Genomic DNA, 24,013 nt, shown 5'->3' on the forward strand with positions numbered 1-24,013 from the left:
CACACGAGGAAACGGGCACAGCTCAGACGTTCTCAGCTGCGATGCTCGTGAGCTGCAGAAGGCCCTCGCCAACCGTCGAGATCGCGGCGAGCACGGCTGCGGACTGCTGCGTCTCCTGGATGAGGGAGCGGTAGGCGACCGTGACCGCGTCGCGTTGCACAGGATCTGCGACGCGGCCGCCCGCGAGGACGCGAGGGACCAGCACAGTGCCGCCTGCGCGGACGAGACGCAGACCATGCTCGACATACTCGATGACGTTCTCGGGATCGGCGTCGACGAACACGATGTCGTATGCAGCCTCGTTCATGCGGGGCAGCACATCGGCGGCGCGTCCGGTGATGAACCTGGCGCGGGTGGCGGGGATCTTCGCGTCGTGGAAAGCGCTGCGGGCGGCGGCGAGGTGCTCGGGCTCATTGTCGATGGAGGTCAGCACGGCCTTGGGGGCACCGCGCATGAGCCAGAGACCGGAGACGCCGGCGCCGGTGCCGATCTCGAGGATCGCCCTGGCGTCGGTCGCGGCGGCGATGAGCGCGCTCTGCGCACCCACTCCTGCACTGATCGGGGCCGCGCCCAGCTCGACCGCGTGCGCGCGCGCACGAGCGATCGCATCGGGCTCGACGATGGCCTCGCGGATGTATCGCGCGTTGGCGTCGTGCTCGCTCACTGGTCCTCCGTTGGCCGGGTCTCGGGCACCGCGCGTCGACCGGGCGGTGTTTTCGCGGCCGCATCCAGCGTAAAGCGCGAACACCACCATCGCGCTCAGGCGCGACGGGTACGCTGAACACATGAACTTCAACGGGATCACGCTCGAGAAGCTCGTGCTGATCGCCGTGATCGCGGGGATCATCATCGGGCCGGAGAAACTGCCGGGCTACGCCGAGAAACTCGCGCAGATGGTGCGCAAGGGCGGCGAGATGCTCAAGGGCGCGCGCAGCCGCATGCGTGAAGAGATCGGCGCGGAGGCGGACGACCTCGACTGGCGAAAGCTCGATCCGCGTCAGTACGACCCCCGTCGCATCATCCGTGATGCTCTGCTCGACGACTCGCCCGCGCCGCGCCCGAGCGGCCAGAGCGCGATCGTCGAGCCGGCGAAGCCCGCGGCCCCCAGCGTTCTCGGGCGGGAGTTCTCTCGCGAGACACCCCCGCCGTTCGACCTCGAAGCGACCTGACCCGGCGCTGACCGCTTCAGACGCTCAGCGGAAGGGAGCGCCCGGACAGCCCGCGCCCCTGACGATCCAGGGACTCCGCGAGGGTGATGATCGCGTGCGCCGCGGGATCTGCGGGGGCGCTGAGGACGACGGGTGTGCCGGCGTCTCCGCCCGTGCGGAGTGCGGCACTGAGGGGAACGGATGCCAGGAGTGGAACGACCTCTCCGCCGGTCGACAGCGCCTCCGCGACGGCCGCGCCGCCGCCGGCGCCGAACAGGTCGAGCACGGTACCGTCGGGCAGTGTCATCGCCGCCATGTTCTCGACGACGCCGATGAGGCGCTGCCCGGTCTGACGGGCGACGAGCCCACTGCGGATCGCGACATCCGATGCCGCCTCCTGCGGGGTCGTGACGACGAGCACCTCGGCATGGGGGAGCAGCTGTCCGATCGAGATGGCGATGTCGCCCGTGCCGGGAGGCATGTCGATCAGCAGGACGTCAAGGTCGCCGAAGAAGACATCCGTGAGGAACTGCTGCACAGTGCGGTGCAACATCGGCCCGCGCCAGGCGACGACCGACTCGCCCTCGCGGAGGAACATGCCGATCGAGATGACCTTCACATCGTGTGCCACGGGCGGCAGCATGAGGTCGTCGATGCGGGTCGGATGCGGCGCGACGCCGTTCTCCATCAGCCCGAGAAGCCCCGGGATCGAGAAGCCGTGCACGTCGGCGTCGATGAGCCCGACGCGGCGGCCGCGCGCGGCGAGCGCGACAGCGAGGTTCGCGGTGAGGGACGACTTCCCGACGCCGCCCTTGCCGCTGCTCACGAGCATGACACGGGTCAGCGAGTCGGGGCCGAAGGGCATCGTGCGCGGCGCGCGTCCGGCTCGAAGCCGCTCGGTGAGGGCTTTGCGCTCCGCCGGAGTCATGACGCCCACCTGCACGTCGACGCCGGTGATGCCGGCCACGGATGCCGCGGCCGCACGGACATCGGATTCGATGCGCGTCGCGGCGGGGCATCCGACGATCGTCAACGCGATCCCGACGTGCGCGACACCTCCGATCACGGTGATGTCGCGCACCATGTCGAGCTCCGACAGGGGACGCCGCAACTCGGGGTCCACGACGGAGCCGACAGCCGCGCGAACTGCATCGACTGCCCCAGGAAGGGCGGTCATGCCGAGTTCTCGCGTTTCGTCGTGGGGGGGTCGTCCTCGTCCGATTGCAGCTCCGCGAGCAGGGCACGGAGCTCCTGGCGGAGGACATCGCGGGTCACGACCTGTGTGGTGCGATCTTCCAGCGCCATCCGGAGGGCGACGATCTCGCGAGCGAGGTACTCGGTGTCCGCGAGATTGCGCTCGGCGCGCTGTCGATCCTGTTCGATCTGGACGCGGTCGCGATCATCCTGACGGTTCTGCGCGAGCAGGATCAGTGGAGCGGCGTAGGAAGCCTGCAACGACAGCATGAGCGTGAGAGCGGTGAAGCCGAGAGCCGCGTCATCGAAGCGGATCCCCTCGGGCATGAGCGTGTTCCAGCCGATCCAGAGGATGCAGAACAGGCTCAGGATCACCAGGAACGCCGGTGTGCCCATGGCGCGGGCGACCCATTCGGTGAACCGGCCGAAGCGGTCACGAGACGGCTGCGGTGCGCGTGACTTCGCACCGTGGCGCGGGGCGTCGAGCCCGACGCGTGTGCCGCGGGCCATCACTGTGCACCTCGCGTCTTGGGCGAGTCTTCACTCGCATCCTGGGACCGCCAGTCATCGGGCAGCAGATAGTCGAGCACGTCGTCGATGCTGATCGCGCCGACCAGCCGGTGCGCCTGATCGACGACCGGGAGAGAGACCAGGTCGTAGCTGGCGAGGCGCCGGGCCACCTCTGCCGCCGACGCCGTGACCGACACGGGCTCGAGGGAGTCATCGACGATCGCGCCCAGACGCTCGTGCGGGGGATAACGCAGCATCCGCTGGAAGTGCACGACACCCAGCAGGCGACCCGTGGGCGTCTCGAACGGGGGAAGGGTGAGGAAGACCGCCGCGGCGAGGGCGGGGTGCAGCTCGTGGCGTCGGATCAGGGCGAGCGCCTCGGCGACCGTCGCGTCCGCCGACAGGATGATCGGCTCGGGAGTCATCAGACCGCCGGCCGTGTCGGGACCGTACCGCAGGAGCATCCGGACGTCTTCCGCCTCTTCCGGCTCCATGAGCTCGAGGAGGTGTTCGAGGCGACCCTGGGGAAGCTGCGCGAGCAGGTCTGCGGCGTCGTCGGGTTCCATCTGGTCGAGGATGTCGGCGGCACGCTCATCGCCCAGTCGATCCAGGATGTCCATCTGATCGTCTTCGGGCATCTCTTCCAGCGCGTCGGCGAGGCGCCCGTCAGGAAGCTCTTCTACGACCTCGATACGTCGCTGCTGTGGCAGATCGAGCAGCGTGTTGGCGAGGTCGGCGGGGCGCAGCTCGGAGAAGCTTGCGACGAGCTGCTCGGCGGACTGCGCTTCACCGGGAGCGTGCTGCTCAAGGACCTCGGACCAGGCGGCGAACGTCGTCGGCCCCTTCGCGAAGGGAGAGGCGCTCGTCTTCGGCTTGCGGAGGAAGAGCTGGCCGACCGCCCATTCACCGAGACGGTTCGGCTCGATCGCGATGTCCTCGATGACAGCGCTGCCACTGCCGTCGGTGAGGTCGACGCGGCGGCCGATGAGCTCGGCCATGACACGGACCTCGCCCGGACGCGGTTGGAACCGGCGCACGTTGATGAGGCCGGTCGTGATGACCTGGCCGGTGCTGATCGAGGTGACCCGGCCGATGGAGAGGAATACCTGGCGTCGCCCGGGAATCTCGCACACCAGGCCGATCACACGAGGCGCCGCGGTACTTCGATACACGACGACGACATCCCGGACCTTGCCGAGCCGGTCGCCGGCGGGGTCGAAGACGGCGCAGCCTGCCAGGCGCGCGACGAAAACCCGCTGAGTGCTCACTTGACCAGCGTAGCCCTGCCCTGCGGGGAGGCCTGGGAGGATGACAAGGTCCGCGTGGGACAATGACCGCATGAGCATGCTGAATCGTCCGGCCGCGAGTACCGAAATCGGCGAGACCGTCGCCACGATGACGGAATACGAGGCTGCCCAGAAGATGGTCTCAAAGCTGATCGCGGCAGAGGTTCCCGCCCGCGACATCGCGATCGTCGGCATCGGCGTCCGCACGGTCGAGCGCGTCACCGGACGACTCGGCTACGCGACGGCCGCACGTTCGGGTGCGATCAACGGCCTCCTGATCGGTCTGTTCCTCTCGGCGATCTTCGTGCTCGGAAACCCCGCCGCGACGATGGGCGCGTTTGTTGGTGTCCTGCTGGTCGGCGTCGCGGTGGGCATGCTGCTCAGCATCATCACGTTCACGATCGTGCGCCGTCGCCGCGACTTCGCCAGCGTCACGCAGCTCGCCGCCGACCACTACGACGTCACCGTGATGCCGGCGTCGCTGCACAAGGCGCGCACGGCGCTGGGACGCCACACCACGCCTCGCCCTGCCCCCGTGATCTCAGACGAGCCTCCGCGCTACGGTGAGCGGATCGACCCGGCGACGGCTGCGGCGGCAGCGCAGGCGAAGCCCGGTGCGGGAGTGCCGGATGTCCCTGCGGCCCCCGTGATCCCGCCGCGTCCGGAGGCTCCTCGCTACGGAGTGCGCGTGGAACCGAACGCCGCACCTGTTCTGGGCGAGCAGCCGCCGGCTGCGCCCGTTGCCGAAGAGGCATCCGCACCTGCGACAGCTGAGCCGACTTCGGAGTCGGCGGAATCCTCTGCTCCGGCAGCGCAAGAGCCGGAGACGGATTCCGACCGTCCCGCCGCGCCGGGACAGGCGTGAACGCACCCGCAGAGACCCACCTACGAATCGCAGTCGCCCTGCCTTCGGGCGACGCGACAGTCAGCGCCGCTTTCGGTGCCGCAGGTTCGGGCGCGCGCGGAACGATCGTGATCGCGCATGGCGCGGGCGCCGGAATGGATCATCCGTTCCTCACCGGCTTTGCCGACGCGATACGCGCCGAGGGCTTCTCGACGGTGCGGTTCAACTTCCCGTACCTGGAAGCCGGGCGGCGCATGCCTGGGCCCGCCGCCCATGCGACCGCCACCTGGCGTGCGGTGATGGACCGTGCGCCAGAGCTCGGTTCCGGGCCCTTGGTCGCATGCGGAAAGTCGTATGGCGGGCGGATGGCGTCGATGGCGGTCGCGGAGGGCATGGATGCTGACGCGCTGGTGTACCTCGGATACCCACTGCACGCGCCGGGAAAGCCGGAGAATCCGCGTGCCTCGCATCTTCCGGCGATCACCGTGCCACAGCTGTTCGTGGAGGGATCGAATGACCCGTTCATCCAACCCCTGGCACAGTTCGAAGACGTCGTCGCCGGGTGTCAGAATGCGCAGATCGCCTGGATCGACGGCGGCGGCCATGCCTTCGAGGTGAAGGGGCAGAGGCGCCCGGCGGAGGCGATCGGGGCGTCGCTCGCTCCGATTGTGGCAGCGTTCCTCGACGTCTGAGCGGCGGGCCCAGCCCTCGATCCGGACACGAAAGGAGCCTCCCGTCGGTCCACGCGGGTGAAAACAGACGGAAGGCTCCTTTGCGCGAGGGCTCAGCCTTGGATGCGCGCGATCCAGGCCTCGACTTCCGTGGAGGTCCGCGGGATGTCAGCCGAGAGGTTCACCGGACCGTCGGCGGTCATGAGGATGTCGTCCTCGATGCGCACGCCGATGCCGCGGTACTCCTCGGGGACCGTGAGATCGTCAATCTGGAAGTACAGGCCGGGCTCGATCGTGAAGACCATGCCCGGCTCCAGGATGCCGTCGTAGTACATCTCACGACGCGCCTGCGCGCAGTCATGCACGTCGATGCCGAGGTGGTGGCTGGTACCGTGCACCATGTAGCGGCGGTGCTGACCGCCCTTGTCGGCGTCCAGGGCCTCCTGCGCGGTGACGGGAAGAAGACCCCACTCGGCGGTGCGGCGCGCGATGACGTCCATCGCGGCCTCGTGGATCGTGCGGAACGGCACTCCGACGCGGGCGGCGGCGAAGGCGGCATCCGCAGCCTCGACGACCGTATCGTAGATGCGGCGCTGCACCTCACTGAACGTGCCGCTGACCGGTAGCGTGCGCGTGATGTCGGCGGTGTAGAGACTGTCGGCTTCTGCGCCTGCATCGATCAGGATCAGGTCGCCCGGCAGCACGGCGCCATCATTGCGCGTCCAGTGCAGGTAGCAGGCGTGCGGGCCGGATGCGGCGATCGTGTCGTAGCCCTCCCAGTTGCCGTCGCTGCGGGCACGCTGGTGGAAGACGCCTTCGACGATGCGCTCGCCACGAGGGTGCGCGATCGCCCGCGGCAGGTCACGGATGATGTCGTCGAAGCCGTTCGCCGTGATCTCCACAGCCCGGCGCATCTCGGCGATCTCGAACTCGTCCTTCACAAGACGGAGCTCGGAGACGACGCGAGTGAGCTCTTCGTGCTCGTCGACGACGAGATCGGCCTCACCTGCGCCGAACTCGTGGAGATGCGCGGTCGCGACACCGAGGTCGGCGGCGACGCCGCCGAGGGCGGGACGCGGGCCGATCCAGAACTCACCGATCGTGGCATCCGAGTAGAACTCCGCCGTCGTGCGGTCGGCACGCTCACGGAAGTACAGGGTGACGTCGTGACCACCGGTGTTCGGCTCGAAGACCAGCACGGAGTCCGGCTCGGAGTCCGCCTCCCAGCCGGTCAGATGGGCGAAGGCGGAGTGGGCACGGAACGGGTAGTCGGTGTCATTGCTGCGCTGCTTGAGCGACCCGGCCGGGATCACCAGGCGCTCGCCGGGGAATGCCGCGGAGACACGGGCACGGCGCGCTGCGGCGAACGAGGCCTGCGCCCGCGGTGCGGGCAAGGACTCGGGATGCTCCGCCCACCCGGTCGAGATGGTGTCGAGGAATCCGCGGGGGAACGGCTGCTTGCGGTTCGTCTTGGCGGCTTCGGCGGTGGCCTCAGTGTCGGTGGTGATCGTGTCACGCTCTGCGCTGCTCATTCCTCCAGTCTCTCACCGAACCCTGTGCAGACGTAGGCTGGCATCATCATGACTTCCCACTTCCGTCGCACGTCCGCCGCGCTCATGGCGGGCATCGACGTCGTTCTCGTGCTGATCTTCGCGACGATCGGGCGCGCCAGTCACGAGCGGGGTCTGTCGGCCCTGGGCATTCTCGAGACGGCCTGGCCGTTCCTTGTCGCGTGGGGAATCGGATGGCTCGCGCTGCGCGCGTGGCGCGCTCCGGACGCGGTGCTGCGCACCGGGGTTCCGCTGTGGATCATCACCGTCGCCGGAGGCATGCTGCTGCGCGCCGTCACCGGAGCCGGAACCGCGCTGCCGTTCGTCATCGTCGCCACTCTCACGCTGCTGATCCTGCTCGTCGGCTCACGTCTGGTCGCGACGCTCATCCGCAGCCGCCGCGCGGCGTCGACGCGCTAGCCCGCGGGCTCGTACTGCACGACGACCGCGCGATGGTCGCTGCGCGAATCGGCGCTGCTGAGCACGTGCGAACCGGTCGGGGTCCAGTTGGGCGTCGCCATGATGTGGTCGATCGGGGATCCTGCGAGGGCCGGGATGCTGGCGGGCCAGGTTCCCGAGAGGCCGTTGCCCGTGCGCGCCGCCGCGTCGCGACAGGCGCCCATGTCGCCGCCGTCGACGCCGAGGCCGCTCATGTGGTCGAGCGTCGCATTGAAGTCGCCGGCCAGGATCACATTGCCGCCGGGGCACTGGTCGGCCACCCACTGGAGATCACTGCGCCACTGGTCCATGTCGTCGGGACGCGGCGCGACCGCGTGCACCGCCACGACGGTCGGACCGTGACCGTCGATCGGCATGACCACCGCGCTCGGCACCGAGCCGGTGTTGCTCGTGCCATCCGTCGAGGAGGGGATCACGGAGTAGTCGCCCAGTTCCGGCGAGATGAGGATCGTCGTGAACCAGGACTGCGGGCCGTTGGTCACCTCGGGATTGAACTGGACATGGTGCACCCACATGGGCTGCCCCTGCTCGCGCATCATCAGCGCGATGCGCTCGCCGACCTCCTCCGAGGTCTCGGGCAGCGTGACGATGTCGGCGCCGTTGGAGACGATCTCCTGGGCGATGCGCTCGGCGGACACCGCTTCACCGGCGGTGTTCCAGGTCATGACGCGGATGCTGGCTTCGGTCGGCTCCGGCATCTCTCCGGGGCCGATGCCGCGCGTCACTCCGATCACGGCTGACGCGCCCCCGCCGAGAAGGGCGATGATCGCGATCGAGGCGGCGAACCCTCGCATCCGTCGGGAGATGCTCAGCAGCAGTGCCAGCACGAGAACGAGTGCGAATCCGACGACCAGCCAGCCGCGCACCGCGACGAGCTGGGCGAACGGGAAGCTCTGTTCCAGGCGGAAGAACTGCGGCCAGGTCACGATCGCCGTTGCGATCGCGAACAGCACGGTCAGCAGCACGCCCAGAAGTCGAAACACGCTTTCGAGCCTAGGGGAGCCGGCTGGGAAGGCTCTGGCGTGCGTCATTGACCCAGCTGGGAAACGCGGTGCGCGGATGCGACCGTGGGCGTCTCTTCGCTCGCTACGCTCGAAGGATGACCATGCACGCAGATTCGGCCGCCCCCCGCATCCGCGGACCGATCGATCTGCACCTGCACTCGAACCGCTCCGACGGCACCGAGACGCCCGCGGACGTCGTCCGCCAGGCGCACGCCCATGGTGTCCGCACGCTCGCGCTCACCGACCATGACACGACGGTCGGATGGGAAGAGGCGGCGCAGGAGGCGGCTGCTCTGGACATGACGTTCATCCCCGGCATGGAGATGTCTGCCCGCGACGGCTGGCGCAGCGTGCATGTCCTGGCGTACCTCTTCGACCCGACGCATCCCGAACTCGTCGCGGAGCTCGAGCGCGTTCGGGAAGATCGGGTCGGTCGTGCCGAGCGGATCGTCCGAAACATCGGGCGTGACTATCCGCTGCACTGGGACGACGTGCTCGAGCAGCGTCGGGGGGATGCCACGGTGGGGCGCCCGCACATCGCGGATGCTCTCGTCGCCCGAGGCATCGTCCGTGACCGTGTCGAGGCCTTCGACAGCATCCTGCACCCGCGTGCGGGGTACTTCGAGGGGCACTACGCGCCCGATCCGCTGCGCGTCGTCGAGCTGATCACCGCGGCCGGGGGAGTGTCGATCATCGCGCACCCCGCCACGGGTGAGCGTCAGCGCATGCCTGAGACGCTCATCGAGCGGCTCATCGAGGCGGGCCTCGCAGGCCTGGAACGCGACCACCGTGAGAACACCCGCGCCGGGCGTGAATGGCTGCAGAGCCTCATCGACCGACACGATCTGATCGTCACAGGCTCCAGTGACTACCACGGCGCGGGAAAGCCGAACCTTCCGGGCGAGAACCGCACAAGCGAAGACATGCTGGCGAGGCTCATCGCGCGGGCGCGCTGACACCTCGCTGGGACGAAGAAGGGGAGCGGATGCTGCGCAGCATTCGCTCCCCTTCTTCGTTGTGTACTCGGGTCAGGCACCCACGGGTGCTGCGCCGTCCGCGCCGCCACGGCGACGGCGGCGACGGCGACGCTGGGGTGCGGCATTGCCGTCGTGGTGCTCGCTGCCCTTGCCGTCATGAGTGCCGGCGCCGTCGTCGTCGCGGGCGGCGGCGGGCGCCGCATCCGCGTTCGTGGGTGCCTCAGCGCCCTCGGCAAAGGTCGAGCCGACCTTCTCCGCGGTGCGGCGGCGGCGGCGACGGCGCGTGCGCTCTTCGCCAGCACCCTCAGCGGCGGCATCCGCGGCACGAGCCGGACGGGGAGCCTTCGGGGCCTGCGCCTTCGGTGCGGTGACCAGACGGCCCTTCGTGCCAGCCGGGATGTTCAGATCGGTGTACAGGTGCGGGCTCGACGAGTAGGTCTCGGTCGGCTCGGGCTGACCGAACTCGAGAGCGCGGTTGATGAGCGCCCACTTGTGCAGGTCATCCCAGTCGACGAACGTGACCGCGATACCGGTGCGGCCGGCGCGGCCTGTGCGGCCGGCGCGGTGCAGGTACGTTTTCTCCTCGTCGGGGATCGTGTGGTTGATGACGTGGGTGACGTCATCGACGTCGATACCGCGGGCGGCGACGTCTGTCGCGACCAGAACGTCCTTCTTCCCGGCCTTGAACGCGGCCATCGAGCGCTCGCGCTGATCCTGGCCCATGTCGCCGTGCACGCCGCCGACGTTGAAGCCGCGGTCGCTGAGCTCGTCGACCAGGCGCTGTGCGGCGCGCTTCGTGCGTGTGAAGATCACGGTCTTGCCGCGCCCCTCCGCCTGCAGGATGCGCGCGATGACCTCGTCCTTGTCGAGGGAGTGCGCCCGGTAGATGAGGTGCTGGATGTTCGCCTGCGTCAGACCCTCGTCCGGGTCGTTCGCGCGGATGTGCACCGGGTTCGTCATGAATCGGCGAGCAAGCGCGACGATGGGGCCGGGCATCGTCGCCGAGAACAGCTGGGTGTGGCGCACAGCCGGCACCTTCTGGAAGATCTTCTCGATGTCGGCGAGGAAACCGAGGTCGAGCATCTTGTCGGCCTCGTCGAGCACGACCTCTGTCGCGTTCGAGAGGTCGAGCAGACGCTGACCCGCGAGATCGATCAGACGACCCGGGGTGCCGACGACGATTTGTGCGCCGGCCTTGAGCTGGTCGATCTGACCCTCGTAGGCCTTGCCGCCGTAAATCGCGACGACGCTCGTCGAGCGGCCCGAGGTCAGCAGGTCCATGTCTTCGTAAACCTGCACCGCGAGCTCACGGGTCGGAACGACGATGAGCGCCTTGACGCCAGGCTCCGGGTTCTGGCCGAGACGCTGCACGACGGGAATGCCGAAACCGAAGGTCTTGCCAGTGCCGGTCTTGGCCTGGCCGATGATGTCCTGGCCGGGCAGGCCCAGCGGGATGGTCTGTTCTTGAATGGGGAAGGCATCCACGATGCCCTTGGACGCGAGTGCGTCGACGATGTCTTGATCAATGCCGAGATCGGCGAAAGTCGTCACTATGGTTGCCTGTCCGGCGGCCGCGAAGCCGCCTCGATACGAATCCACGCCGTTTCGAAGCTCAGGCGCGGGGGCTCCGATCCGATGCCGGAGCAGGGCAATCCTACCCGAGCGCCACACGGCCGCACGGTAGGCTGATCGCGTGGTGAGGTGGTTCTGGCAGCGCGACAAGGCGCCCAAGCGTACTCTGGCGCTCCGATCGCGAGGCGATCTGGGGGATGCGACGCGCGTGGATTTCGCCGAGCTCGCCCCGGAACTCGACACGTTCCTCGGGCAGGCCGCGTATCTGCAGCTGGGCTATTTCGAGACGCTCACCCGCCTGATCCGCGGCACGCCGGAGCTCTCCGAGAAGGAAGCGCTGTCCCGCGCGGCGGGAGCGGCACTGACCAAGCATCGCGAGATCGTCGAGATCATCCGCAGTCGCGGCGACGACCCGACCCACATCATGCTGCCGTTCCGTGAGCAGCTCGATGCTTTCCGCCGCAAGACGATCGGCGTGCGCCCGCGCGAGACGCTGCTCGCTGTGTACATCACGGCGGGGATGCTCGACGACTTCTACCGCGCTGTGGCCTCCAGCTACGGTGACGTCGGTGCCCGTGTGGTCGAGATCCTCTCGGCGGACGACGAGACCCACGAGATCGTCGAGATCGTCCAGGCGACGATCACGAGCGACGAGGAATGGCGCTCGCTGCTGTCGATGTGGGCCCGCCGCCTCGTCGGCGACACGATCCTCGTCGCGCGCGCCGCGCTGCGACCGGGACCGCTGGCGATCGACGATGAGAAGCGCGTTGAGCCGGTATTCACCGAGCTCATGGGTGCGCACGCACGCCGCATGGATGCGATGGGACTCGCCGCGTAGAGGCGATCCGGTCTAGATGCCGAGTGCGCTGCGCTCTGTGGCGTCCGTCCGGCGTCGCTGTGCCGTGAGCAGCGCACCGGCGATCGCGCTGAGTGCCAGCCCGCCGCCGATCGACGCGAGCCACAGCCAGAAGTCGTCCTCCGCGACGCCTGCCCACTGCAGGCCGGTGTAGACGAGCGCTGCGGCGACGGTCGCGATCGCGGGCACCACCGCCACGCCCCGCAGTTCGCGATCGGGCAGCAGGAAGTGCACGGCGATGGCGAGGGCGCAGGCGGCGATGACCGCGAGAAGGATGAACATCGAGGTGTCAGCCGACGAAGCCGATGCGGCGGGATTCTTCGGTGCCCAGCTCGACGTAGCCGATGTTGGCGGTCGGAACGATGAAGGAGTTGCCCTTCACATCGGTGAAGCTGACGATGGGGGTGCTCTGCTCGAGGGCAGACGTGACGAGTCCGCGGATCTCGTCTGCTGCCGTGTGGGTCTCAAAGCTCAGTTCGCGGCCGGTGTTGATGATGCCGATGCGGATTTCCACGCGCCTACTCCTTGCAGATCAGTTGTGACGCCACTCTATCGCTGACCGTCGGCGGGCGAGCCGAGTGCGGCGGAGTCCGTGAACGCTGAGGGCGAACGGCCGGAGGGGCGCCCTGCGGCAATGTCGGTGTCCGCGACTACCGTGGAGTACGTGATCGTGGATGCCGCTCAGCGTCGTGTCACCGAGGCGCCAGTGACGTCCTCGGCAGTTGTCATCGGCGCACCCGGAACAGGAAAGACCGCGGCTCTGATCGAGCGCATCGTGCACCTGTTGGGCTCTTTCGGACTGGCACCCGAAGAAGTGCTGGCGCTCACTCCGAGCCGACAGGCCGCCACCGCGCTGCGCGACCGCATCGGCGTGCGCATCGAGCAGGCGACGCCGGGGGCGATGGCGCGTTCGCTCGGTTCGTTCGCGTTCCAAGTCGTGCGCGGAGCCGTCGTCCGCGAGGGCGCAGAGCCGCCCGCGCTGCTCACCGGCGCCGATCAGGACCGCATCATCGCGGACCTTCTCGCCGGTGACGCCGAAGACCAGCGCATCGCGTGGCCCGAGGCACTCAGCCCACCCGTACGGGCATCGCGCGGCTTCCGCTCCGAGCTGCGCGCCTTCCTCGCCGCGTGCACCGAGCTGGGGGCCGATGCGCACGAACTGCGGGCGCTCGACGATCCGGTGTGGACGGCCGCGGCAGATTTCATGACCGACTATCACGCCGTGCTCGCCGGACTCCGCGTCGATCACCGCGACGCGAGTGAACTGCTTGCTGAGGCCGCGGCGATTCTCCAGCGGGCGGATGCTGCCACGCTGGGCCCGCTTGCCCACCTGCGCGTCGTGCTCATCGATGATGCGCAAGAGCTCACGAGGGGCGGCATCGCGATCGTGCGCGCCCTGCGGTCGCGGGGCGTCGCCGTGCTGGCCTTCGGCGACCCCGACATCTCCTCCGGAGCGTTTCGCGGTGCGAGTGCCGAGCTGTTCGCCGAGCTCGCCGGTGCGCTGGGCGACGTGCTCGTACTGGATGCGCCGCATCGACAGAACGCCGCGCTCACGGCGCTCACCCGCACGATCACCCAGACGATCGGTGTCGCCGGTCGGGTCGATCATCGCCGCGCGCCGCTGCCGGTCGACGATGATGAGAATGCCGCGGTCACCACGTTCATCGCCCCTTCTCCGCATGAAGAATTCGACCGGATCGCAGGGTTCCTGCGGGACTGGCATCTGAACGCCGACATGCCCTGGGATCAGATGGCCGTGATCGCTCACGACACTCGTCAGATCACCATGCTCGAGACCGAACTCGCAGCACGAGAGATTCCCACGCGCGCGGCCGGCGTGCAGCGTCCCCTGGGCAGCGAGGGCGTCGTGCGTGACATCGTGGGCATCGTGCGGCTGGCCCTGATGCCGGCGGAGGAGCGCACGGCCCCGCTCTGGGAAGAGGCCCTGCTCACCCCGTTCGGGGGGATGGACGCGATCGGCCTTCGCCGTCTGCGGGCGCGTCTGCGCCACCTCGAGCTCGCCGACGGCGGGGCGACACCGGCGCGCGAGCTTCTGCGGCAGGCGATGGCCGCCCCCGCGCACTTCCTCCTCATCGACGCCCCCGAATCACGCGTCGCCGGCCGCTTCGCAGAGACGGTTCAGGCGCTCGCCGCGGGGGCTGCCGAGGGGGAGACGATCCACGATCTGCTCTGGCGGCTGTGGGACCGTGCGCGTGCGGTCGACGGCCGCAGCTTGCAGATCGCGTGGCGTGAGGCATCCCTCAAAGCCACCGGAGCCGAGACCGCGGCGGCACTCGATGCCCTCGTGTCCCTGTTCGATGCGGCGAAGCGCTTCGTGGAGCGCACGCCGAACGAGAAACCCGACGCCTTCGTACATGACATCCTCGACAGCGAGGTTCCCGAAGACTCGCTGTCCGCGCCCGATCGACCGGGCAGAGTGACCCTGCTGACGCCCGCGACGGCACTGGGCACCGAGTTCGACGGCGTGGTCGTGGCCGGAGTGCAGGACCGCATCTGGCCGAACGTGCGCCTGCGCGGGGGCATGCTCCAGACCTGGCGTCTCGCGGATGCGATCCTCGCTGCACGCGGTGGCGCGCCTGCCGAAGACCTGGGCGTCGTCGATCGACGCCGCGGGGCCTTGCACGATGAACTGCGCCTGTTCGTGCGGGCCGTGTCCCGTGCACGGTCGCGTCTGCTGATCACGGCGGTCGACGACGATGACCTCACCCCGAGCCCGTTCTTCGCCTTTCTGCCGCAGCCGGATCCGCCCGAGCGCCACGCCTCGGCGGAGCACCCGCTCACCCTGCGCGGCCTGGTGGCACGCTATCGGCGTGTGCTCACGGCGGTGCCCGCAGGCACGCCCGCGAACGATGCACTGCGGGCAGAGGCGGCAGCGCAGCTCGTCGTTCTCGTCCGGGAAGACGTGCCGGGTGCCGACCCTGAGGACTGGTATGGCGTCGCTGCCGCATCCACAAATGCGCCGCTGCGCGACCTCTCACGGTACAGCGCCCGGGTGTCGCCGTCGAAGCTGGAGTCCTTCGAGGAGTGCGGCCTGAACTGGGTCGTGTCCGCGCTCGGCGGAGACACCGTGCTGCCACCGACCGCGGGAATCGGCACGATCGTGCACGAGGCGATGGAGCGCGTTCCCGAGGGCGACCTCGCCGAGATGCAGCGCATCCTCGCCGAGCACTGGCCCGAGCTCGACTTCGAGACCGAGTGGATCGGCAACAAGGAGCGGCGTCGCGCCGACCTCTACATCGAACGGCTGCACGCGTATCTGCGCGCGGTCATCGACGACGGTGGCCGGGCGCTCGCGAGCGAGGTCGAGTTCCGATTCGCGGTCGACGTTCCCGACGACGAGCAGACGGATGCTGCGGCGGAAGCGCATCCGGTCGGCGAAGACGCATCGGGCCAGGCGATCGTGCACGGCTACATCGACCGCGTCGAGGTGTACCCGCGGGACGCTGGGGAGCATGCGAACGCCCGCGGACGCGGATGGGAGAAGATGTCGGTGCCGGGCGAGAGAGTAGTCGTGGTGGATCTGAAGACGGGCAAGCGCGACCCGGAGTCCGACGGGCTGGTGCGTGAGCATGCCCAGCTCGCGGCGTACCAGATCGCGGTGCAGCAGGGACTCGTCGACGGCGCGGCGCCCGAGGCGCTCGCCGGGGCGCGCCTCGCGATCGTCTCGAAGACACTCGCGAAGAGCGACTACCGGATCGCCCACCAGCACACGCTCGACGACGACGAACGCGCGCTCTTCCTGCGTCGCGTGGCCGACGCTGCCCGCGGCATGTCCGCTGCGAGCTTCACCGCGCAGGTCGAGGCGCACTGCGCCGATACGCAGGGTCACACGAAGGCGTGCCGTATCCACACCGTTCCTGCGGTGAGCGCATGAGCATGCTCGAGACGGTGCACGATCACATCGGCCTGACGCAGTGGCCGGGAACCCTGGCCCTGTCCGCGACCGATGTCGCTGCGGCCCTCTCACAGCCTTCGCCCACGCCGGCGCAGCAGCGGGTCATCGAGGCGCCTCCGGCACCGGCGCTTGTCGTCGCCGGGGCGGGAAGCGGCAAGACCGAGACGATGTCGGGGCGAGTCGTCTGGCTCGTCGCCAACGGTCATGTGCGCCGGGATGAGATCCTCGGCCTCACCTTCACCCGCAAGGCCGCAGGCGAACTGTCCGAGCGCATCGCCGCCCGGCTGAGAGTTATCGATGAGTTCGGGCATCGTGGGCTGCTCCCGCACCTGGCAGAGATCGTGGCCTCGGGTGCGTTGCGCCGGGTCGATGATGCGGCCCCCGGGCGGCAACGCGAACTCGTGCGCACGCACGTGCTCGACGAGCTGGCCGAAAGCTACGCGACGGGGTGGGACCCGACCGCACCGCGCACAGCGGAAGAGATTATGATCCGCCCCCGCGTGTCGACCTACAACGCGTTCGCCGACGGCATAGTCCGCGAGCACGCCGCGCGCATCGGGCGCGACCCCGATGTGGCGATGCTGAGCCAGGCGGCGTCCTGGATGCTGGCCCGCGATGTCGTGCTGCGCGCGGATCTGCCTGAGCTCGAAGAGATCGAGTACTCACTCGGCACCGTGATCGATGCGGTGCAGAAGCTCGCGGGCGAGGCGCTCGATCACCGTGTCGATCTCGACCGTGCCGTGGCGCTCGCCGCCGCGCAGGCTCGAGAGTTCGAGCCTTATCGCAGCAACGGCGATGTCGACAAGGCGAGTGCGAACCTCCTGAGCCTGTCGACACTGTCCCAGCTCGTGCGGTCGTACGTCGCAGAGAAGCAGCGCCGCGGCGTCTTGGACTTCGCCGATCAGGTCAGCGGTGCCTATGACATCGTCGAGTCCGCGCCCGACGTGCGTGCCGAACTGCGCGAGCAGCATCGCGTGGTGCTGCTCGACGAGTATCAGGACACCTCGGTCATCCAGACGCAGTTCCTGGCAGAGCTGTTCCGCGACTCCGCCGTCATGGCGGTCGGCGACCCCCACCAGTCGATCTACGGATGGCGCGGGGCGAGCGCCGACAACCTCTACGCCTTCTCCCGAGCCTTCTCGGCAGACGGCTCCGCGCAGACGTACAGCCTGATGACGAGCTGGCGCAACGACCGACGCATCCTCGACATCGCCAATCGTGTGCTGGAGCCGCTGCAACGGCCCGGGCTCGACGTGCCGCCGCTCGATCCGCGTCCGGGGGCCGATGAGGGGGCGGTGGATGTGCGCTTCGCCTTCACGGTGGACGACGAGGCCGACGAGGTGGCGGAGTGGTTCGCCGCGCGCCGTGAATCGCATGATGCTGTCCGCGCCGGGCGCCCGCACACCGGAGCGCTGCTGTTCCGCTCGAAGAAGCACATGCAGACCTTCGCGGCGGCGCTCGCCGCGCGCGGCATCCCGCATCGCATCCTCGGTCTCGGAGGCCTGCTCGCGACACCCGAGGTGGTCGACGTCGTCTCGACGTTGCGCGTCGTGCACGATCCGACCGCCGGTTCCGCGCTCATCCGCCTCCTCACCGGTCCGCGCTTTCGCATCGGCGTGGCCGACATGGCCGCGCTCTACGACCTCGGACGGACGCTCGCGACGCGCGACCCCGCCATGACGCCCCTGCCGGACGAATTGCTGGCGCGCGTGCGGTCCTCGCGCGGAGCGGATGAGGCCGTCTCCATCATCGATGCGGTGGATGTGGTCCGCGCGGTGCGCGACGACTACCGCCTGCTGGAGAACATCACCCCGGAGGGGCGTGCCCGGGTGCGCGCCGCGGGGGAGATGCTGGAACGGCTGCGGCGGGCGGCGTCGCAGCCGATCCCGGAGCTGCTGCGACTCATCGAGATCGAGCTGCGGCTGGACATCGAACTCGCCGTGAACGAGACACGAGGGCCGGCTCGCGTCGCCGCGACGCAGCTGCGGGCGTTCTCGGACGAGGTGCGCACATTCCTCGCCGCGGATGATCGTGGTTCGATCGGCAGTCTGCTGGCCTGGCTCGACAAGGCGGAGAGCAGCGACGAGCTCATGCCGCGCCCCGAGCCTCCCGAGCCCGGAGTCGTGCAGCTGCTGACGATTCACGGCTCGAAGGGACTGGAGTGGGACGCGGTCGCCGTCGTGCGTCTCGTCGCAGATGAGCTCCCCAGCCGCACCTCCGACACCGCGGGATGGTTCGGCTTCGGCGTCGTGCCGTTCGCGCTGCGCGGCGACCGCGACGCGCTGCCCCGGTTCGAGTGGGATCCTCATGCAGAGATGGGCGATGAGATCGACGAGGGCAGACGCCAGAAGCGCGCGCAGTCCTCGCTCTCGGGGGGCGCGACGAAGGCGAACCCGCAGGGCGGCGCGCTCAAGCGCTTCAAGGACGCCTACCGCGAGTACCAGCAGCAGGAGGAGCGTCGACTCGCGTACGTCGCGGTCACTCGCGCGCGCACGCACCTGCTGCTGAGCGGTGCCCACTGGGCGGGACAGAAGTCGCCGCGAGCGGCGAGCCCCTACCTGGAAGAGGCGCAGGAGGTGCTCGGTCTCGATCCGATTCCGGCGGTCGACAAAGACGAGAACCCCTATGACGGACCCGGTGCCACGCTGAGCTGGCCCCAGGATCCTCTCGGCGGGCGTCGCGGCGTCGTCATGGCCGCCGCAGAAGCGGTGCGCGCCGTAGCCTCCGCGTCGCGACCACTCGAGCCCACGGAAGAGATCGCCCGGCTCCTGCAGGAGCGTGCGGCCCGTCTACGCGGCGCTGATGTCCCGGCGCCGACACGCGTGCAGGCGTCGCGCTTCAAGGACTACATCACCGACTTCGAGGGCACGCTGTCGGCGATTGTTCGGCCCATGCCCGAGCGGCCGTACCGGCAGACTCGACTCGGGACCCTGTTCCACGCATGGGTCGAGCATCGCTCCGACCTGGTCGGCACGGGCACCCGCATCGACGAGGCGCTCTGGGACGTCGATGAAGAAGCACCCGACGATCAGGGAGTGTTCGCTGCCGATGCCTCGGCGGCCGATGCGGCCGACCTTGCCACGCTGCAGACGATTTTCGAGCGGAGCGAATGGGGCGCGCTGCGTCCCGAGGCCGTCGAGATCGAGATCAACTTCTCCCTCGGCGACGCCGGGCACATCGTGATCTGCAAACTCGATGCGGTCTACCGTCGCGCGGACCGAGGTGGGCGCATCGAGATCGTCGACTGGAAGACCGGGCGACCACCGGCGACGGCGAAGGAGCGCGAGGAGCGGATGCTGCAGCTTGCGCTGTATCGCCTCGCGTACCACCGCATGTACGGGGTGCCACTGGAAGACATCGACGTGGCGCTCTTCTATGTCGCGGACGATCTCGTGATCCGCGATGAGCGGGTCTACTCGGAGGAGGAATTGGTCCAGCGCTGGAACGCCGCGCGCGCGGCGCGCTGAGCGTCTTCTTCCTCGGCGGCCCGGTGCTGTTGCGCCTCAGTGTGTGCGGCGACGTCCTCGATGAGCATGGACGGTTCGGGCAGGTCGATGGCTCCGGTCGCCAGGTCGTCGTCCGCGGAGACATCCCTCGCGGAGGTGTCGTCTGCGGCCGCCTCCTCGACGTCGGGGTCCTCGGGGTCGAACAGGCGCGGCTGGGCGGCGGTCGTTGCGGTGTCGTCCGCACCATCCTCCGGCTCGGATGCGCCGACGCCGTAGCCGCGGGTGTCCGCGCCGTAGAACTCACCCGGGTCGTAGGCATCGGTGTGCATCGACGTGTCCGCCGCGGGTGCGGCGTGCGCGGGGACGCTGTCGAGAGCGCTCATCGCCTCATCGACGTCGCTCGTGCGTCTGGCACGGGGAAGCAGGTCTTCATCGCGGACACCGTCCGCGAGTGCGTCCAGAAGCGCTGCGGCGTCGTCCACGATGTCGGCACGGTGGGTCTTCGTGCCGTGCACGAGCCAGCGCGCGAACTCCAACTCGGCGAGCAGGCGCGCGCGGATCGGCAGCGCGGCGTCCGGGGATCGCAGGGCGCTGCGACCGTAGCCGAGGTGCACGGAATCAGCTGCGTCCGGGGCGGAGGAGAGCCACGCCAGATCGGCCGCCGGGTCGCCTATGGACAGTCCGTGCCATCCGATCACGCCGACGACCTGAGGGCCGACGAGCTCATCGTCCTCGAAGACGAAGGAGGCGGCATGCGCGGCACCGAGGACGACGGTCGACTCGAAATGCCACAGCTCGTCGGCCTCGACGGCTTCACGCCAGCGCACCGTGAGTCGCGCCGAGACGCGGCCCGTCGCGGCGGCGCGGTCGACGAGTTCGCGGACCTCCGCCCGCACCTCTGCGGGCGTGCGTTCGGACAGCCCTGCACCTCGGACGACCGAGGCGGGAAGCGCGTGCACGCCGGCGATCGCGGCACCGATCGCCTCGGCGGCGCCGCGGCCCGCCGGGATGTCGGCTTCGGCGACCTGGAAACCGCGGATCAGAGAGGTTACGAGCGCACGTGCCTCGCCGACACGCACCTCCCCGTGATACTCGGGCGCGTCGAAGGGAAGCATCTCGCGGGCGCCGGCGGTCAGCGCACGCAGCGCGAGGCTCTCCGCGGCGAGCTCGCCGGCGGTCTCCTCGTCGGTCGCGGCTCTCAGCACCACTTCGCGTCCGTCCGCGAGCGAGGCGACGGCGGAGTCGAATCGCGCGTCACCGTGCGCGGTGAGAGCGCGAGCCCCGACGACCTCGGCTCCAGGCATCGCCGCGGTGACGGCCGCGGCTAGAGTGAAAGGTGAGCGTGCCATGCCCCCAGGGTAGGCGCGTGGAAGGGCGCGATCGCCGACGCCACGCTGCGAGAGAGGGAGTCGATGACCGCAATGGCACCGATGATCGACCGGCTCGCCGCTCGACGCGCCGAGCCGAATCTGATTGATGAACTGCGCGCCGACGCCTCGGTGAAGGTGCTGATCGTGCGTCACGGTCAGGTTCCCGCCGGCGACGGACTCCGTTTCGCGACGACCGCCGAGACGGAGCACCTCGATGCGGAATGGGCCGCTCTCGCGGCACTCGCCGACGGCACGGTCGTGCTCCTCGCGGCGATCGCCGACGCCGATGACGACCCCTCAGCAGTCGACGATGCGCCACGCTGGGCGGGAGTGCGAGAACTCGCGCCCGGACTCAGCACCGAGCACAGTGAACTCCTCGTGACGGCCGCCGCCCTGGGCGCATGGTTGCGGGACTCGCCGTTCTGCGTCGGGTGCGGCACGCGCACGACAGTGCATCAGGCCGGCTGGGCACGCTCCTGCCCGCAGTGCGGACGCGAGCACTTTCCCCGCACCGATCCTGCGGTCATCGTGGCAGTGGAGAGCGCCGACCGTGAGCGCCTCCTCCTCGGTGCGAACGCCCAGTGGCACGGCGCCGTCTATTCGTGCTTCGCCGGATTCGTCGAAGCGGGGGAGTCGCTTGAATCGACCGTGCATCGTGAGATCCTCGAAGAGGCGGGTGTGCGCCTCCGTGACATCCGCTATCGGGCTTCACAGCCCTGGCCCTATCCGCGCTCGCTGATGCTCGGATTCCGGGCCATCGCCGTGGATGAGTCGACGGCACGCGGGGACGGCGAGGAGATCCTGGATGCCCGGTGGTTCACCCGCGCGGAGATCGGCACCGCACTCGCGGGCGACGCGGACTTCCGTCTGCCTGGCTCCGCCTCCATCGCCTCCCGACTGATCCGAGAATGGTACGAAGAACGAGCATGAGCGCGCTGGATGGACTGGACGAACGACAGCGCGAAGCAGCATCTGTGCTCCGCGGTCCCGTCGCCGTGCTCGCCGGTGCAGGGACGGGAAAGACCCGCGTCATCACGCATCGCATCGCCCACGGCGTGGAGACGGGTGCGTACACGCCGTCGCGCGTCATGGCTGTCACGTTCACGGCGAAGGCGGCAGGCGAACTGCGTGGCCGTCTGCGTCGACTCGGTGTGGAGGGCGTGGCCGCGCGGACCTTCCACGCGGCAGCGCTCTCGCAGCTCGGCTTTTTCTGGCCGACACTCGCCGGCGCCCCTGCTCCGGCGATCGTCGACAACAAGGTGCGACTGCTCGCCCAGGCTGTCGAAAGCCTGCGGATGCGTCCCGACACCGCGACGCTGCGTGACATCGCCTCTGAGATCGAGTGGCGCAAGGTGTCGATGCTGTCGATCGATGAGGCCGTCGGGCGGGGACGCGTCGTGGGCAAGCTCCCGCCGTCGACGCTCGCCGACATCATGCGCGCGTACGAGACGTTGAAGGACGAGCGCCGCCAGCTGGATTTCGAGGATGTCCTGCTGGCCTGCGCCGGGATGCTGGAGGCCGAGCCCCGAGTCGCCGCTGCCGTGCACGAGCAGTACCGGCACTTCACGGTGGATGAGTACCAGGATGTCTCGCCTCTGCAGAACAGGCTTCTGGAGCTGTGGCTCGGCGACCGCAAAGACATCTGCGTCGTGGGGGATGCGTCGCAGACGATCTATTCCTTCGCGGGGGCCGACCAGAAGTACCTGCTGGAGTTCGAGCGACGCTATCCGGATGCCACGGTCGTGCGTCTGGAGACGAACTACCGTTCTGCGGGTCCCGTGCTCGCGGCGGCGAACGCGCTGATGCGCGGGCGCTCCGGTGCGCTGGAACTCACGCCCGCTCGTGCTCACCCCGCGGCGGAGCCCCCGCTCGTCACCGCCTACGAGACCGAGACCGACGAGGCTGCGGGGATCGCTCGACGCGTCGCCGCGCGGATCGCAGAGGGCGAGTCTCCGCAGGACATCGCCGTCCTCTACCGTGCGAATGCGCAGTCCGCTGTGCTGTTGTCTGCGCTCGCTGCAGCCGGGGTCGCGACGACGACCCTCGGTGGCAAGCGCTTCTTCGATATGCCCGAGGTCCGTCAGGCGATCCTCGCGTTGCGCGGCGCGGCCGTTGCTCCGAACGATCTTGGTTTCCTGCCGACGGTGCGCGATGTGCTGCGCAGCCTCGGCTTCCGCGAGGATCCGCCCGAGGCCGGAGGGGCGCTGCGCGACGGGTGGGAAGCACGCCGCGCGCTGCTGCGCTTGGCGGAGGAAGCTCCGCAGGGTATGACTCTTCGCGTCTTCAGCGATCAGCTGCTCGCCCGCGCGAAGGACCAGCACGAGCCCACGCTGCAGACGGTGACGCTCTCGACGCTGCACGCGGCGAAGGGGTTGGAATGGCCGCACGTCTACCTCGCGGGGTGGGGCGAGGGTGCGCTGCCGATCTCGTACGCCAAGGGTTTCGACGCGATCGACGAGGAGCGTCGCCTCGCCTACGTCGGCATCACGCGAGCCGCGCGAACGCTGGAGCTGTCGTGGTCGCGCACGGCAGGACGAGGGGAGCGCGAACCGTCTCGCTTCCTGGGAGAGATCGGCAGTGGCATTCTTCGTGAAAGCGCACCGCGCGCGATTCGCGGTGGCCGTCGCTTCTGATGCGGATGCTGCGCGTCTCGGTGAGCTCGTCTGCCGCACCTTCTGCGGCGAAGAGCTCGGCCACGGCAGCGGCCGCGGCGACGATGTGACGCAGCGGAATCATCTCGGGGGCGCGTGACATCAACTGGGTGTGCACCGCGGCCCAGCCCGGCACCGTGTCGCGATCATGCCCATCACGGCATACAAGGCAGGGTGTGACTCCGGGACGCACCAGTGGCCCCGCCGTCACGCCGTTGCCGTCGAACGCAATGGGCAGGTGCGCCTGCTCGCTCTGCAGGAATGTCGCGGTGCGGGTGGCGACAGCGACGCCGTGGAACAGGATGAGCGCAACTGTGGGGGCATCGTCATTCGCGTCTGTGCGGATGCCTTCGTCGTCGAGTGCCTCGCAGAGCCGATAGGCGGTCGCGACATCGACGTCGTCGGCTGCCGTGACGCGCACGGACGGGGGCAGCGCGGGCTCTGCGGCGAGGACGGGCGTGAGCTCTGCGAGGAAGGTGCGTGCCGCCGCGCGGGGCGCTCCGTGCTCATGCGCCACTGCGTCGAAAGCGCGCCGGCGAACACCCGCACGGAGTGCGAG

The 24,013-nt window shown here is 69.1% G+C and carries 20 protein-coding genes; 10 read left to right on the forward strand and 10 right to left on the reverse strand.

The window, feature by feature from the left end; translation table 11 throughout:
• Window positions 1–22 precede the first annotated feature (22 nt).
• On the reverse strand, window positions 23–664 hold the full coding sequence (locus AC1REM_RS09445; RefSeq protein ID WP_492514387.1) for an O-methyltransferase: 642 nt from the start codon (window positions 662–664) through the stop codon (window positions 23–25).
• Window positions 665–785: 121 nt separating this feature from the next.
• Here AC1REM_RS09445 and AC1REM_RS09450 point away from each other — a divergent pair, with 121 nt between their 5' ends.
• Entirely contained in the window at window positions 786–1,169 is a 384-nt protein-coding gene (locus AC1REM_RS09450) for a twin-arginine translocase TatA/TatE family subunit (protein WP_492514388.1), read from the forward strand.
• A 16-nt stretch (window positions 1,170–1,185) separates the two neighbouring features.
• Here the strand turns inward: AC1REM_RS09450 and AC1REM_RS09455 are convergent, their stop codons facing one another.
• Genes AC1REM_RS09455 through AC1REM_RS09465 form a run of 3 tightly spaced genes read right to left on the reverse strand, consistent with a single transcriptional unit; the run spans window position 1,186 to window position 4,120 of the window.
• Complete coding sequence (locus AC1REM_RS09455) at window positions 1,186–2,325, reverse strand: Mrp/NBP35 family ATP-binding protein (RefSeq protein ID WP_492514389.1); 1,140 nt, start codon at window positions 2,323–2,325, stop codon at window positions 1,186–1,188.
• Window positions 2,322–2,852: a DUF1003 domain-containing protein gene (locus tag AC1REM_RS09460; protein ID WP_492514390.1), complete on the reverse strand. Its 531-nt coding sequence runs from the start codon at window positions 2,850–2,852 to the stop codon at window positions 2,322–2,324. The genes AC1REM_RS09455 and AC1REM_RS09460 overlap by 4 nt, the downstream gene beginning before the upstream one ends.
• Window positions 2,852–4,120, reverse strand: a complete 1,269-nt coding sequence (locus AC1REM_RS09465; protein WP_492514391.1) for a magnesium transporter MgtE N-terminal domain-containing protein — start codon at window positions 4,118–4,120, stop codon at window positions 2,852–2,854. The genes AC1REM_RS09460 and AC1REM_RS09465 overlap by 1 nt, the downstream gene beginning before the upstream one ends.
• 70 nt (window positions 4,121–4,190) lie before the next feature.
• On the opposite strand from AC1REM_RS09465, the gene AC1REM_RS09470 reads away from it, so the two are divergent.
• Window positions 4,191–5,003 (forward strand): YflT domain-containing protein, encoded by an 813-nt coding sequence (locus AC1REM_RS09470; protein ID WP_492514392.1) that lies wholly within the window; start codon window positions 4,191–4,193, stop codon window positions 5,001–5,003.
• Entirely contained in the window at window positions 5,000–5,674 is a 675-nt protein-coding gene (locus tag AC1REM_RS09475; protein ID WP_492514393.1) for an alpha/beta hydrolase family protein, read from the forward strand. Before AC1REM_RS09470 ends, AC1REM_RS09475 begins: the two co-directional genes overlap by 4 nt.
• A gap of 92 nt (window positions 5,675–5,766) precedes the next feature.
• Here AC1REM_RS09475 and AC1REM_RS09480 read toward each other — a convergent pair whose 3' ends face one another.
• Window positions 5,767–7,185 (reverse strand): aminopeptidase P family protein, encoded by a 1,419-nt coding sequence (locus tag AC1REM_RS09480; protein WP_492514394.1) that lies wholly within the window; start codon window positions 7,183–7,185, stop codon window positions 5,767–5,769.
• A gap of 48 nt (window positions 7,186–7,233) precedes the next feature.
• Here AC1REM_RS09480 and AC1REM_RS09485 point away from each other — a divergent pair, with 48 nt between their 5' ends.
• Window positions 7,234–7,623, forward strand: a complete 390-nt coding sequence (locus AC1REM_RS09485) for a DUF3054 domain-containing protein (RefSeq protein ID WP_492514395.1) — start codon at window positions 7,234–7,236, stop codon at window positions 7,621–7,623.
• On the opposite strand, the gene AC1REM_RS09490 is transcribed toward AC1REM_RS09485, so the two are convergent.
• Window positions 7,620–8,645, reverse strand: a complete 1,026-nt coding sequence (locus AC1REM_RS09490) for an endonuclease/exonuclease/phosphatase family protein (protein ID WP_492514396.1) — start codon at window positions 8,643–8,645, stop codon at window positions 7,620–7,622. The genes AC1REM_RS09485 and AC1REM_RS09490 overlap by 4 nt on opposite strands.
• Before the next feature lie 116 nt (window positions 8,646–8,761).
• On the opposite strand from AC1REM_RS09490, the gene AC1REM_RS09495 reads away from it, so the two are divergent.
• Window positions 8,762–9,622, forward strand: coding sequence for a PHP domain-containing protein (locus tag AC1REM_RS09495; protein WP_492514397.1), 861 nt, complete (start codon window positions 8,762–8,764; stop codon window positions 9,620–9,622).
• Between the two features lie 72 nt (window positions 9,623–9,694).
• On the opposite strand, the gene AC1REM_RS09500 is transcribed toward AC1REM_RS09495, so the two are convergent.
• Window positions 9,695–11,194 carry a DEAD/DEAH box helicase gene (locus AC1REM_RS09500; protein ID WP_492514398.1) on the reverse strand — a complete coding sequence of 500 codons (1,500 nt, stop codon included), beginning with the start codon at window positions 11,192–11,194 and terminating at the stop codon, window positions 9,695–9,697.
• 142 nt (window positions 11,195–11,336) lie between these two features.
• Here AC1REM_RS09500 and AC1REM_RS09505 point away from each other — a divergent pair, with 142 nt between their 5' ends.
• Window positions 11,337–12,053, forward strand: a complete 717-nt coding sequence (locus tag AC1REM_RS09505) for a ferritin-like fold-containing protein (RefSeq protein ID WP_492514399.1) — start codon at window positions 11,337–11,339, stop codon at window positions 12,051–12,053.
• Window positions 12,054–12,065: 12 nt separating this feature from the next.
• Here the strand turns inward: AC1REM_RS09505 and AC1REM_RS09510 are convergent, their stop codons facing one another.
• Both AC1REM_RS09510 and AC1REM_RS09515 read right to left on the reverse strand, forming a co-directional pair.
• Complete coding sequence (locus AC1REM_RS09510; RefSeq protein ID WP_492514400.1) at window positions 12,066–12,353, reverse strand: hypothetical protein; 288 nt, start codon at window positions 12,351–12,353, stop codon at window positions 12,066–12,068.
• Window positions 12,354–12,360: 7 nt separating this feature from the next.
• A complete protein-coding gene (locus AC1REM_RS09515; protein WP_204939592.1) occupies window positions 12,361–12,585 on the reverse strand; it encodes a DUF3107 domain-containing protein in 225 nt (74 codons plus the stop codon).
• Window positions 12,586–12,711: 126 nt separating this feature from the next.
• On the opposite strand from AC1REM_RS09515, the gene AC1REM_RS09520 reads away from it, so the two are divergent.
• Window positions 12,712–15,966, forward strand: coding sequence for a UvrD-helicase domain-containing protein (locus AC1REM_RS09520; protein ID WP_492514401.1), 3,255 nt, complete (start codon window positions 12,712–12,714; stop codon window positions 15,964–15,966).
• Window positions 15,967–15,968: 2 nt separating this feature from the next.
• Complete coding sequence (locus AC1REM_RS09525; protein WP_492514491.1) at window positions 15,969–19,454, forward strand: ATP-dependent DNA helicase; 3,486 nt, start codon at window positions 15,969–15,971, stop codon at window positions 19,452–19,454.
• On the opposite strand, the gene AC1REM_RS09530 is transcribed toward AC1REM_RS09525, so the two are convergent.
• The gene (locus AC1REM_RS09530) at window positions 19,400–20,782 is read right to left on the reverse strand and encodes a phosphotransferase (RefSeq protein ID WP_492514402.1); all 1,383 of its coding nucleotides are present in this window, start codon (window positions 20,780–20,782) and stop codon (window positions 19,400–19,402) included. The two genes, AC1REM_RS09525 and AC1REM_RS09530, sit on opposite strands and share 55 nt — an antisense overlap.
• A 63-nt stretch (window positions 20,783–20,845) precedes the next feature.
• Between AC1REM_RS09530 and nudC the strand changes: the two genes are divergently transcribed.
• Together nudC and AC1REM_RS09540 are read left to right on the forward strand one after the other, a co-directional pair.
• On the forward strand, window positions 20,846–21,733 hold the full coding sequence (gene nudC, locus AC1REM_RS09535) for an NAD(+) diphosphatase (protein WP_492514403.1): 888 nt from the start codon (window positions 20,846–20,848) through the stop codon (window positions 21,731–21,733).
• A complete protein-coding gene (locus AC1REM_RS09540) occupies window positions 21,730–23,436 on the forward strand; it encodes an ATP-dependent helicase (protein WP_492514404.1) in 1,707 nt (568 codons plus the stop codon). The genes nudC and AC1REM_RS09540 overlap by 4 nt, the downstream gene beginning before the upstream one ends.
• The last annotated feature ends 577 nt before the right edge of the window (window positions 23,437–24,013 follow it).

The organism is Microbacterium sp. GW823-FHT02G05 (genome assembly GCF_058797175.1).

Coding starts and splice junctions, on each gene's coding strand:
- AC1REM_RS09510 (WP_492514400.1), bottom strand. CDS start 12,353: ATGTTCATCCTTCTCGCGGTCATCGCCGCCTGCGCCCTCGCCATCGCC.
- AC1REM_RS09525 (WP_492514491.1), top strand. CDS start 15,969: ATGCTCGAGACGGTGCACGATCACATCGGCCTGACGCAGTGGCCGGGA.
- AC1REM_RS09450 (WP_492514388.1), top strand. CDS start 786: ATGAACTTCAACGGGATCACGCTCGAGAAGCTCGTGCTGATCGCCGTG.
- AC1REM_RS09485 (WP_492514395.1), top strand. CDS start 7,234: ATGACTTCCCACTTCCGTCGCACGTCCGCCGCGCTCATGGCGGGCATC.
- nudC (WP_492514403.1), top strand. CDS start 20,846: ATGACCGCAATGGCACCGATGATCGACCGGCTCGCCGCTCGACGCGCC.
- AC1REM_RS09495 (WP_492514397.1), top strand. CDS start 8,762: ATGACCATGCACGCAGATTCGGCCGCCCCCCGCATCCGCGGACCGATC.
- AC1REM_RS09455 (WP_492514389.1), bottom strand. CDS start 2,325: ATGACCGCCCTTCCTGGGGCAGTCGATGCAGTTCGCGCGGCTGTCGGC.
- AC1REM_RS09480 (WP_492514394.1), bottom strand. CDS start 7,185: ATGAGCAGCGCAGAGCGTGACACGATCACCACCGACACTGAGGCCACC.
- AC1REM_RS09460 (WP_492514390.1), bottom strand. CDS start 2,852: ATGGCCCGCGGCACACGCGTCGGGCTCGACGCCCCGCGCCACGGTGCG.
- AC1REM_RS09530 (WP_492514402.1), bottom strand. CDS start 20,782: ATGGCACGCTCACCTTTCACTCTAGCCGCGGCCGTCACCGCGGCGATG.
- AC1REM_RS09470 (WP_492514392.1), top strand. CDS start 4,191: ATGAGCATGCTGAATCGTCCGGCCGCGAGTACCGAAATCGGCGAGACC.
- AC1REM_RS09540 (WP_492514404.1), top strand. CDS start 21,730: ATGAGCGCGCTGGATGGACTGGACGAACGACAGCGCGAAGCAGCATCT.